Origin of the sequence: Nostoc sp. (assembly GCF_036918015.1) — a bacterium.
GTDB lineage: Bacteria > Cyanobacteriota > Cyanobacteriia > Cyanobacteriales > Nostocaceae > Nostoc.
In genome coordinates, this window is sequence record NZ_JBALEO010000068.1 from 93,969 (window position 1) to 105,699 (window position 11,731).

The window sequence follows — 11,731 nt, forward strand, 5'->3', positions numbered from 1 at the left end:
CCTCCTCCAATTTCATCCTGCCCACCTAGCACTTCGTACAATTGCCATTTGATCGAGCAGTCGTAGACACTGATTGTTTTTAGCACCTAATGACCACTCTCCACGTAAAAAGGGAGCCATCGTATCTGGAACACTAGTTGGTGGCATCAGATTCTGGACATCCAACCAGTCCATACCACCGATTTCCTCTACTGCTAAACCCACTATTGTGTCTTGCTCTTCAATGGCAATCACCGAAATTTCAGCTCTATCCGTGTTTAATGCACCTGCTTCCCCCAGAAATTGACCCAAGTCGGCCACCCAAATAACTCGACCTCGTAAATTTAGAGTACCCAAAAGTAAAGGAGAAGCATTAGGAATCGGGGTGATTCTATCAGGACTTAGTTCAATTACCTCTCGGATGCCAGTTGCTTGTAGTGCAAACTCCTGATGCGAGGGAATGTAAAACCTCAAATGTAACTCACCTTCAGGACTTTCTACTTGTAATTCTGGTCGAAAGTGGTCTTGACCGCTGCCACTTAAAAAGTCCGGTTTGCTGACCATGTTGTTTTTATCCTTATCCTCGCAGCAGTTGTTTGACTGTTCCTACCAACTCGGTTGGTTGAAACGGTTTGGCTATGTAAGCGTCTGCACCCTGCTTCATACCCCAATAGCGATCGAATTCTTCACCTTTAGAAGAACACATAACCACTGGGACATTTTGGGTTTTTGGATCGGATTTTAACCGCCGACAAACTTCGTAGCCGTTCATTCGGGGCATGACAATATCTAATACCACTAAATCTGGAGGTGCTATTTGAATTGCCTCTAATGCTTCTAATCCATCACTAGCATGGGTAACTGTTAGGCCAGTTGCTTTCAGGAGGTCTGTAATCATCTCCCTTTGCGCTATACTGTCTTCCACAATCAGAACTGTGCTCATAATTGTCTATTTACCTCCTGATTTAGACGTTCCTAATTGGAACATTCCCTGATTCCTCCGCAAGTATTAACTGTATAAATTAATTTTATGCCTTCACTATTTTCCCGGAGATTGACGTTTTACTCAGTTAACTGACTCTGTGATAACATCTTTTAACTCATCTTTTAGTAGATCAACAAATCTTTGATCTCTTTATATGCTTCATAGGTGAGAGAGATGAGGGAAAAATAATTAATGCCCTATGCCCAATTTTCATTGGTTGTTGATATATTTTTCTACGAGCATAAGTAACTCAGTATCTGTAAACGGCTTTGTCAAATAATCTGTTGCCCCGACCATCCTAGCTTTGACTCGATCCATAAACCCATCTTTCCCAGTAAGCATGATAATCGGTGTGAGCCGAAATGCTGTTGAATGTCGCAGCATGGCGCAAACCTCGTACCCTTCTAATTCCGACATGGCAATGTCGCATAAAATTAAATCCGGTTTGAGTTGAAAAACCAGACTCAGTGCTTCTAAGGGATTGGTGAGAGCGATCGCTTCATAACCTTGTGGTTGTAGGATGGAATTTATAGTCTCACCGATGGCGATCGCATCGTCAATACATACTATCCGCCCCATTGGTTTTTCTTTCAATTCCCAGCTATCCGTGTGTTTACCTTGGTGATTAGTCTCTGAATATACTAGTTGTAGCCAACTTTGTTGCACATAAGGATATATTGCCTTAGCGACTGTCAAAATGTCTCGGTTGAGATGGCGAGCTAGTTGTCGCAAGGATGTTTTACCATCAGCCCAATGTTGTAGCTTATTCACGGTTGCTTCTGGTAAAGAAGATTGTAGCTGAACTTTGTCAGATAGTACTGGCAATTGTTCTGGAGACTGAATGTGTGGATAGAGTTGCTTCCACTGTTGCAGCTGCTTGGTGATTTTTGTCACCAGTGGAGAAATCTCATAAGTGTTTAATTGCGGGGCAAGTGCTGCACCCTGATGGAAAATGAAGTTACCTTGGCGTAAACTCAGCAAATCAAAGAGAGTTTCATGCACCAAACCGTAGATGATACTACCAGCTATCTTTGGGTTAATGATATTCCGCTCCAAGAGTGACCAAAGATAGGCATACTCTGGCGCGTCGGTTGGTGGTAGGGTGGCAATTTGTTTGTCGGTGAGTCGCATCTCAAGTCGATAATGACGTAAATAATCGCTAATTCTGGATAAACTACTCTCGCCTTCTTGGCAATAAATAATTTGACCATTCACGAAAAAGACGAACCAAGACTGTTGTTTAGGGCGATAAATGTTTGCTCCATCTCCACCCAGTTTGTTGTTATGGTGAGAGCTATAAGCTTCTACCCATAGTTGCCCTGTTCGCTGTCCCAATTCAATCAATTGCAGGATACTGCAAATATCAATTTCATTTAAATTTCCCTGCATTTAGCTAAAAAGTACTCCTTAAGTATTGCTGAGTTCGGAATCGTGAATTATGACTTCTTCTTTAAGTATTGATTATGGAGTATTGAAAAGATTTTTACTTTATTCTGATTGTCATTAGGCAATATATTAAGCTATAAACCTTCATCTTTCGTAATACACTTTGACAAAGCTAGTGTTAACACGGAAGTCATCATCACCGTCATCAGTACAAAATATAAAGGCGCGACCAGATCGCTTTTATAAGTATCAAGACGTAACATCTCGCGTCTATAGTTTTGTCTGTCTTGTTCTCCTCAACCTCGGTTCAGTGAGACAAGTTAACAGAATTATTTAAGGTATATCTCAAAACACGAACTTTAAGTGCATCAATAAAGGACAAACGGTGTGCTGTATTTAGCAGAAGTACAAAAACAGAAAGGTGGTTTACTCAGTGGCGGTGCCAAAACTGAACTGAAACTGCTAGCTTGTCAGCGAACTGACCAGAATTGGAGTACTGTGTCGGAAGAAGTGATTGCCGCTGAGGACGCAAGCAAATTAAATGATGGTGCTTTGGTACTGGTTGAACTGAATCCGAATCGTCAAGTGCAGCGGATTCAAGAAGCAGGACGTCCACTCGTCAACATTTTGCAGAATTTTTCCCGCCAGTTGGAGAAATTTAAGCTCAAGGAAGATGAGATCGATCAGTGGAAACAATCACTAACGTTTCAGGCGCAAGAGTTGAATCGCCGTGAAATGGACATGGAGGTGCGCTCAGAACAGTTGCAACAATTGGAAGATGAGGTACAACACCTAGAGGAGCAAAAACAGGAAGTTGACACCTCCCGCCAGGAAATTGAACGATTACAAGCAGAAATTGAGCGCAACCGCCAAGAGTTGGAAGGCGCTTGGGAGCATTTACGGGGTGAGCAGCGTCGCCTAGAGGAACGTCAAGCGGATTTTCAACAAGGGACGGTTTTGGATGAGGAGCAGAGTCGAGTAATGAGTGAATTACTCGATCGCTTGTCTAGTCGTGTTAATCCTACGGAAACAGTTAGAGAACACCTGCATCTAGCCTTTGAATTGGTCGAAAAGCAGCAAGCGACTCTTACCCCGCACTGGCAAAAACTGGAGGAGGAAAAAATTGCGATCGCACAACAGCAAGAAGAAGTTGAGCGTTTGTCACAAACCTTTAGCGATCGCCAAAATGCATTGCAAGAAGCACAAAATTCTCTAGTTCAGCAAACAGCCCAATTACAAATAAATACAGCAGACCTTACCAGTAAGCAAGAGTATGCTCGGATCGTCAAAGAGCAGTTACGAAACGCCGAAGAGTTATATCAACAGATTCACTCTTTAGCTGCAACATCTGGTGATGTAGTTCTCGGCCAGCAAGTTGATGTGGAAGCTTTGGAGAAAAAGCCTTTAGAAGAACTACAAAAAATAGTGCAAGACTTGCAATATAAGGTGGAAATAGACGCTAGTTTTGTTCACGATCAAGAACAAGAACTGAAATATAAACAAGAAGCTATAGAAGAACTCCAAACTAAATTAAATCAAGCATCTGACAATGACCATATCAATTTGGAACTAGAACTAACTGATGAAAAAGACCTTTATCAGATGCTAAATTCCAGTTTGGTGGGACAACGCCGCAATATGCTACAGCACCAGAAGTTTCTCAAGCAACACCAAGCTGTACTGCTACGTCGGCAAGGACATACTGTTACTGAAGAAGAAAGTAACAACAAAATTAATTTAGAACCGATTCTGTTACAAATTGAAACCCAGCGACAACAATATTCACAGGAAATCCAAAAGCTGGAACGTGAAATTGAGCAGATTCGTTCTGGTGTTGAGCTAAATCAGGGAATGATTGACAATCAAACTCACGATCTAGATGAAAAGCGCCAAGAACTGAAAGCGATTGAGGAAAATTTGCTATCCCTACGAAGAACAACTGCTGAATTATCTGGTCGAGTGAATCTTTATCAAGAAGCGCTACAACCAATTCAGGATTCTCTAGATGGATTACGGCAAAAGCTGCAAGGAATTGCAGAATCTTTGGATCAATTCCAGGAAACTGGTGATTATCAAGTCCAAGCGATCGCTCAGTTGCGTCATACTCTCCAGAGTTTAATGCCTCAGCCAGTATTACTAGCGTCTTAACAAGTTTTGGGGCTTTAGCTAGGCTAAAGCCCAAGTACGAACTACGAGTTTAGTTATTACTCTATAAATAAACTAGATTCTACATGAAAAAACTCTCCCAGTTTACGAGCTTGTTCTGTATTTATTTTCTCTTGTCCATTTAAAATATTATCAACCAAATTTTCTGTCCCTAAAACTGATACTAAATCATCTCTACTTCTCTCAGATTCTTCTAAAAGAAATAGCAACATAGACGTAGGATTATTTTGCTAGCTTGGCTGATAATATTCTTGTTTAAACTTTTCAATTAAAGTAATTAATAACTGATAAAGCTCTTCTTCTTCTGGGGTGCGTTCCCGGTGCATTAAATCTTCTACTATCCCTAAAGCTTGCTCATTCTCAGCTTCACTTTTTATAAGTTTGGGAAGATAAACTGTTAATAATTCCTTGTATTTATCTGGATTAAAAGTAAGGGTCATTTTTCCAGTTCTCTTTATCATATTCTGCAAAGCCTTTAAATAACTATTTCAAACAGATCCAGTCACCTTCCACTTGAGCGATCGCACCACCAGGAAAGGGATCGGTTTGCGATCGGTTGGGCGCTATAATTAAAGTCGTTAATTTCTCAATGTGTTCAAAACTGGGCGCATCAGTCAGTATTTGCTGCAATACCTGACGCATCACCCGACGTTGCAACGCCAGTGGTGCTTTTTGTAATACCCGACGATTTAACCGTAAAGGAAGAAGAGGAGTAAGGGAATCTTCTTCATGTCTCACGCCCAATGCCCCATCCCGCAACTCCTGGGCAGCTTTTTCTAAATATTCCACTTCCGCTTGTAAAAGTTCTGCTGTTTGGGCTAGGGCTGATTCTACTTTGGGGTTGAAATTATCTCGCAAATATGGTATTAATTCTTGGCGAATACGGTTGCGGGCATATTGCAAATCTTGATTGGTGGAATCTTCCCAAATTGGTAATTTAAATTCTTGACAAAATTGCTCTGTTTGTTTTCGAGTGATTTCTAAAAGTGGACGCACTAGCATCATGCCCATAGTCAGGGGACGTTGCCAAGTCAAGGCTTGTAAGCCGTCAGCACCAGTACCGCGAATTAAGTTGTAGAGGAGAGTTTCGGCGCGATCGCTTGCCGTATGTCCTGTAACTATATATTGATAATTATTTGTTTGTGCGATCGCACTTAAAGCTTGATAGCGCCAATCGCGTGCAGCAGCTTCACTATTTATCGGTTTGTTCGCTGTTTCTAAATAAAAGGATATACCCCAAGTTTTAGCTAAATTTTCGACGTGGTTAGCATTAGCTTCGGAATCAGAACGCCAGCGATGATCGCAGTGAGCTATACCTAAATACCATCCCCATTTGGGTTGTAAATCTAAAAGTAATTTTATTAAACACAGAGAATCTTGTCCGCCGGAAACAGCAATTAGTAGCCGCTGGTTGCGCTCAAATAAGTGGCGCGATCGGATGGTGCGATGGATTTTTGCATGTAGGGGAGTCCATACCATTTTATTTTTTTCAGCGCACACAGACACAGATAATTTTATATTATATCTGTGTATATCAACTTGGGTATTAGTTTTTACCTTCCTTTAGTTGCTGCCGAAGGTCGTCAAGGGGAGAGTTTTCGTGTTTGATGTCTAATCGATTATCTTCGATTTCAGTTTCATCAGGGCAAAATTCTAGCCGTACTCTAATTTTACCTGTCCGCCATTGTTGACTGGGTATTAAAACACAACATTCAAGTCCTTCTCCAAATACTCTCGATCCTGACGATGTACAGTGTTCTGCCCAAATTTTTTTGATTTCCTTGAATAACTGAAAGACTATTTGAGTGCGGGGTAAATTTTCAAATACTTCTTGGTGAAAATGTACAACATCGTCATCAGGATTTAGAGGTTCCCATTCATCGTTCATAGTCAATCTCCTGTAACTAAATTTATAGTTCCCAAGAGATTGAAATTAGTTGTTTGGATTTGACTTACAGCCGCAACTTATTTAACTATCACTGCTAGTTGGGGGAAACTAATGAAGAGTCATGAGTACAGTTAGCGATAGCGGAGCGTTGAGTAGCGATCATCAGCCTGAAGATAGGGTGATAGAGATAATTTACTTAAAATAGATAGTGTAAATTAAAACTTAGTATCTATCTCTTACCCAAGGGTAGAGGACATTATACATCATAAATTTCTGTTGTAATTAGTGCCGGGTAGAGCTAGCGTAAAGTGGACAATTTGACAATCTTTAATACTAAAACTACTTGGCGTATAGTCATAATCTGTCCGCACGCAAGAAGAACGCAAGATACTTAATATATGGTTCAGAATCTCGAAAGAACACGCCAGAGTGCAAGGTTTCCAGAAACTGCACCGGCTGCTAATCCCGTATTTTTTAGAACCTATAGCCGCCGTACAAAGGCGGGACTAAGGGAAACATGGGATGAGGTATGCGATCGCACTATACTCGGCTTAGTCGAATTGGGAAAGCTAACTCAAGAAGAAGCTGCCACACTGGATAAGATGCAGCGCAACTTGAAAGCTATGCCCAGTGGCCGCTGGTTATGGGTTGGTGGTACAGATTGGATAACCAAGCCAAAAAACTTTTCCGGGGCATATAATTGCACCTCTACCAATCTCCAAGACTGGAGTGCCTTCGGCTTAATGATGGATCTAGCAATGATGGGCTGTGGTACTGGAGCCGTCCTAGAACCACAATTTATTAACCAGTTGCCCCCCATCCGTAATCAACTGAATGTCACTGTAAAAGGTGAAATTGGCAGCACTCCTGTCCAACAGCGACGTGAATATACTGAAACTCATATAGAAGGAAATAACGTCACTATTCACGTTGGAGATAGCCGTGAAGGTTGGGTTGAATCATATCAAACCCTATTAGAACTCTCTACTGATGAACAATTTTCAGCAGAAGTTGAAGTATTAGTTGATATCAGCGATGTCCGAAAATCAGGAGAAACTCTCAAGGGCTTTGGAGGAGTTGCTAATCCTGTTAAATTACCCGGACTTTATCAGCGTTGTGCTTCCATTTTGAATAAAGCTGTAGGACGACAATTAAATTCAGTTGAATGCTGTTTATTAATCGACCAAGCTGCTGTTACAATTGTTGCAGGAAATATACGTAGAAGCGCGGGGATGCGTCAGTTTGATTCTGGTGATGACTTAGCAGCCACCGCCAAAGATAACTTATGGCAGCAAGATGAAAATGGCAACTGGCGAATCGATCCAGAGCGTGATGCTCTAAGAATGGCCAACCATACGAGAGTTTTTCACCGCAAGCCGACCTTAGAAGAATGTGTTGGTGCTGTCCGCAAACAATATTACAGTGGCGAGGGAGCGATTCAATGGGCTGGTGAAGCTGTGGCACGATCGAACATTGATTTACTGCCAACACAAGCTTTGAAAGTTGAGTTTTTACAAGCTTATGAACAAGGAACAGCAAAACAGTGGTTAGAAGAACGTTATTCAAATGTTGATGCTAATGAGTTAGAACATCGTTTGCAGCGATATGGTTTAAATCCATGCGGAGAAATTATAGGTGCTAATTTCCACTGTGTAAGTGGTGATACTTTACTCATCACTAGAGATGGAATGCATAAAATCAAAGATGTTGTTGGAGATGACATTGAGATTTGGAATGGTCAAAAATGGAGCCAAGTAACACCTTTTAAAACTGGTAGCGATCGCCATCTATATCGAGTCAAATTTGCAGATGGTACTTACTTGGATGCAACTGAGTATCATCGCTTCTTTGTAAAAGATAGATTTGATAAAGAATACAAAGAAGTGCAAACCAAGGATTTGATGGATGTTAGTAGATATGCCATTCATACTGAGCCTTTTATGATTCAGTATGAAAGTGGGTTAAATATCGATCCAAGTTATGCCTATACTTTGGGGATAGCTGTAGGAGATGGAACTACAGACCAAAATGGTAATGCCAAAGTTAGACTCTATGAACAAAAAGCAGCTTTATCTGTAATCGGAAGTAAGTCTCCTGAAAGAAACTATGACTACTTACCAACTTTTATAGATGTAACAGACTTAGGTTTTTCTGGAGAATTTTTAAAGAGTTTAAAAACAAATCCAGAGTCACTGAATGTAATTGCTAGTTGGAATCGCCCAGCAATTTTGCATTTTATCGCTGGTTTAGCCGATACAGATGGCACAAATACACATAGCAATGGCATTAGGATTTACATTTCTGATTATGAACGTGCGTATCGAGTGCAGTTATTACTAACTAAATGCGGTATCCGTTCTTCTTTAAATCTTTGCGCTCATAAAGGGTCAGTAACTAACTATGGTGTTCGCAGTCAAGATTTGTACTACTTGCAAATCACTGACTGTAGACGAATTCCTTGCCAGCGTTTAGATGTGAGCAAAGGGTGTGACGCCAAATACAAAGGTAAATGGCAAATAGTCAGAGGTGTTGAAGAATTACCAGGTTTACACAATACTTATTGCTTCAATGAACCGGAACATCACAAAGGAGTATTTGGTAATACCCTAACTGGGAACTGCAATTTGTCAGAGGTTCACCTTAATCAAATTGACCCACATAACTACAAAGAACAAGAGGAGGCTTTCACTGCTGGGGCGTTATCTGTTGCGGCACTTTTAAATCACAAATTCCTGGAACCACGCTATCAATACAGCCGTGAATTAGACCCAATTGTGGGAGTTTCTTTTACAGGTTTATTTGATTTCTTTGTCCATGCTTTTGGTGTTAATTGGCTGCGCTGGTGGGAAGAAGGAAGACCAGCAACTCCACAAGGATTAGCTTTCAAGCGTGAGGAAGAGAAATACCTCAGTTCTTGGAGAGAGATTGTACATCGGGTAGTTTGGGATTATTGCGATCGCCACAATCTCAAGCGACCAAATCGTTGTACTACAGTCCAACCCAGTGGTACTAAGGCTTTATTAACTAATGCTAGTTCAGGGTGGCATCCTCCCAAAGCTCAAAGATTCATTCGTCGAATCACCTTCGGTAAAAATGATCCAGTAGCTTTAGCTTGTATTGACTATGGTTACAACGTCATTCCCTCTCAATCAGACAAAGATGAACACGGCAATTTGCTTAACGATCCCTTTGATTCACGGGTGAGTGAATGGCTAGTGGAAATCCCTGTTTCTGTAACTTGGGCTGATTTACCAGGAGCTGATGAAATTGATGTTTCTAAGTTTTCAGTCTTAGCCCAATTTGATTTTGTCCTCCAGGTTCAACGCTGGTACGTGACTCACAACACATCAGCTACTTTGGAACTTCGCTCTGATGAAATCGAGCCTTTGGGACAGCGCATTTACGAAACCATCCAGAATGATGAAGGATATATTTCAGCCGCTCTTCTAGCACGTTTTGACGATTTGCAATCATTCCCACGTTTGCCATTTGAACCAATAGATAAATCAACCTACGATCGCTTAACTCAAGAAGTGAAAGCGCGACGCAAAACAGATGACTTCTGTGCAGTACTAAGCCGCTACGATTTAGGCGAAATGACAGAGGCTGGCCCTAGTGGTTGTGATTCTGATAAGTGTATGTTTCCCGATCAGCAACCAAGCTCATAAGGTGAAATGACTGGGTATTGGGGACTAGGGGCTAGGAACTGTAAAGCAGACGAGAATAATCAATGCCCAATCCCCAATGCCGTAACACGTTACGATCAATTAAGAAGTAATAATTTTTTACGGCAGTGCCAGGAGTCTTTTTATGTTCATTAATGAATTGTCACCTATATTCAGAGAATTTACTCAGCATCCAGTCTCATTTGTGGGTGGGTTCTTCTCTGGTGTGCTTCGGCTCAATCTTGCAGACGATCCCGTTAAAAGCTGGCTGGATAAACAGATCCGCTCAAATAGTTACACTAGCAACACAACGGATGCACATAACGGCAAAGCCACTGGCCCTCAGCAGATTTCCATTGACTAAAAACTCTAACTATACATAGTTAAATTTACTACAAATCAGGAGTCAGTGCTGCGTCGGCAGCACTGACTCCTAATTTCTACAATAATTATTTTATTTTTTGGAAGTCATTTACCATACTCAGTACTGAGTGCTGAGTTTTGAAGTTGAGTACTCAGTACTTTTGCACTATGGTAAAAGCCCCGCCCGATGTAAAGCGGAATCTTTTTGTCCTGAGTTGGTTGATACCCCGCCCCTTGTGGGCGGTCAACTCAGCACTCAGCACTCGGAACTCAGCACTCTTCATTACTTGATTGGCACCCTGAGCATGAGCGCGCCCACTTGGTCTGGCGTGGGGCCGGGCTTGAAATTGATGTGGCAAAGCGCACATTCCGCCCTGAAATTGCTGAGTGGGATTGAGCGTCGATAGTACCATTTATTGTTCACGCGCTGGACGGACGCGTATGCCTGTCCCGCCATTGCCAGCGCATTTGCCTGACGCTCAAAGTTGTCGCTGGGGCGATCGCTTTCCTGAAGTGGGCCAACAGTGCCGACTAACCGCATATCCTTGTTCTGATCGTTAAATATCAGCGAGATGGAATGCTTGCCCTGTTCCACATTTGCCGCCGTGGTTTCGTTGAACTCCTGCGTCAGCGCTGCGAATAACGTGTTGAACATAAGATCGCTTGTCTCTTGGGCGATCGCAACCTTCGCAGTTGGGGGTGGATAGTCAAAAGCACGGGCAATTCCCGTGAAACTGAACCCGATGATGAGCATCAGCACAAAAATTCCATAGCTGACTAGCTTTTTCAGACGCATTCTCTTACTCCTTTGCTTTTGTATTGTTCCTGAGTCATACCAATCCTGTGTGAAGATACATATAACAAGACCCCCATGCAGTCTCTCCAATGACTTGGGGGAACTGAGTAGGTGGGGGTAAATATATACAACTTCACAAAGAAACGATATCCGCAACTTTGCATCACGGATAGAAACTTTACCCAATAGCAGTAGAGCTTAGAGGGCAGAAAGGAAAAATTTGTTTTCCATCTGCTATGGAAGTATGTTCGCGTAGATATCGTATAATCTTATCATATCAAGCAGTGAAAATACTAGTACTATAATGGGTAAATATAAATACTATGTTAATTAACAATGCTTGGGGCTGAATCAATTGTTAAAGTTAGGTAAACTTCCGCCATTCCCCACCATCCGATTGTGCGATCGCTGGTAAACACAAAGCAGTAGTAGCGTGTCAAGGCTAAAATGTTGCAAAAAATTTTCTTGTGGGGCGGGCATCTTGCCCGCCAAGAAGGACGGGC

At 41.8% G+C, this 11,731-nt stretch carries 12 protein-coding genes; 3 read left to right on the plus strand and 9 right to left on the minus strand.

The window, feature by feature from the left end:
• Window positions 1–12: 12 nt before the first annotated feature.
• From V7K61_RS17060 to V7K61_RS17070, 3 genes are all read right to left on the minus strand, one after another.
• Window positions 13–543 carry a chemotaxis protein CheW gene (locus tag V7K61_RS17060; RefSeq protein WP_094352320.1) on the minus strand — a complete coding sequence of 177 codons (531 nt, stop codon included), beginning with the start codon at window positions 541–543 and terminating at the stop codon, window positions 13–15.
• Window positions 544–556: 13 nt separating this feature from the next.
• A complete protein-coding gene (locus V7K61_RS17065; RefSeq protein ID WP_069073698.1) occupies window positions 557–922 on the minus strand; it encodes a response regulator transcription factor in 366 nt (121 codons plus the stop codon).
• 252 nt (window positions 923–1,174) lie between these two features.
• Window positions 1,175–2,353 carry a response regulator gene (locus V7K61_RS17070; RefSeq protein WP_335054886.1) on the minus strand — a complete coding sequence of 393 codons (1,179 nt, stop codon included), beginning with the start codon at window positions 2,351–2,353 and terminating at the stop codon, window positions 1,175–1,177.
• A 384-nt stretch (window positions 2,354–2,737) separates the two neighbouring features.
• Between V7K61_RS17070 and hmpF the strand changes: the two genes are divergently transcribed.
• Window positions 2,738–4,498 carry a pilus motility taxis protein HmpF gene (gene hmpF, locus V7K61_RS17075; RefSeq protein WP_335054888.1) on the plus strand — a complete coding sequence of 587 codons (1,761 nt, stop codon included), beginning with the start codon at window positions 2,738–2,740 and terminating at the stop codon, window positions 4,496–4,498.
• Window positions 4,499–4,554: 56 nt separating this feature from the next.
• Here hmpF and V7K61_RS17080 read toward each other — a convergent pair whose 3' ends face one another.
• From V7K61_RS17080 to V7K61_RS17095, 4 genes are all read right to left on the minus strand, one after another.
• Window positions 4,555–4,728, minus strand: coding sequence for a hypothetical protein (locus tag V7K61_RS17080; protein ID WP_335054889.1), 174 nt, complete (start codon window positions 4,726–4,728; stop codon window positions 4,555–4,557).
• A gap of 18 nt (window positions 4,729–4,746) precedes the next feature.
• Window positions 4,747–4,956, minus strand: a complete 210-nt coding sequence (locus tag V7K61_RS17085) for a hypothetical protein (RefSeq protein WP_335054890.1) — start codon at window positions 4,954–4,956, stop codon at window positions 4,747–4,749.
• A gap of 43 nt (window positions 4,957–4,999) precedes the next feature.
• Window positions 5,000–5,995, minus strand: a complete 996-nt coding sequence (gene tilS, locus V7K61_RS17090) for a tRNA lysidine(34) synthetase TilS (RefSeq protein ID WP_335054892.1) — start codon at window positions 5,993–5,995, stop codon at window positions 5,000–5,002.
• Window positions 5,996–6,062: 67 nt separating this feature from the next.
• Window positions 6,063–6,404: a KGK domain-containing protein gene (locus tag V7K61_RS17095; protein WP_335054894.1), complete on the minus strand. Its 342-nt coding sequence runs from the start codon at window positions 6,402–6,404 to the stop codon at window positions 6,063–6,065.
• A gap of 398 nt (window positions 6,405–6,802) precedes the next feature.
• Here V7K61_RS17095 and nrdJ point away from each other — a divergent pair, with 398 nt between their 5' ends.
• Complete coding sequence (gene nrdJ / locus V7K61_RS17100; protein WP_335054896.1) at window positions 6,803–10,072, plus strand: ribonucleoside-triphosphate reductase, adenosylcobalamin-dependent; 3,270 nt, start codon at window positions 6,803–6,805, stop codon at window positions 10,070–10,072.
• Window positions 10,073–10,214: 142 nt separating this feature from the next.
• Window positions 10,215–10,433, plus strand: a complete 219-nt coding sequence (locus V7K61_RS17105; protein ID WP_069072094.1) for a hypothetical protein — start codon at window positions 10,215–10,217, stop codon at window positions 10,431–10,433.
• A 282-nt stretch (window positions 10,434–10,715) separates the two neighbouring features.
• Here V7K61_RS17105 and V7K61_RS17110 read toward each other — a convergent pair whose 3' ends face one another.
• The gene (locus tag V7K61_RS17110) at window positions 10,716–11,228 is read right to left on the minus strand and encodes a hypothetical protein (protein WP_335054898.1); all 513 of its coding nucleotides are present in this window, start codon (window positions 11,226–11,228) and stop codon (window positions 10,716–10,718) included.
• Window positions 11,229–11,579: 351 nt separating this feature from the next.
• Window positions 11,580–11,708, minus strand: a complete 129-nt coding sequence (locus tag V7K61_RS17115) for a hypothetical protein (RefSeq protein WP_335054900.1) — start codon at window positions 11,706–11,708, stop codon at window positions 11,580–11,582.
• Between the last annotated feature and the right edge of the window lie 23 nt (window positions 11,709–11,731).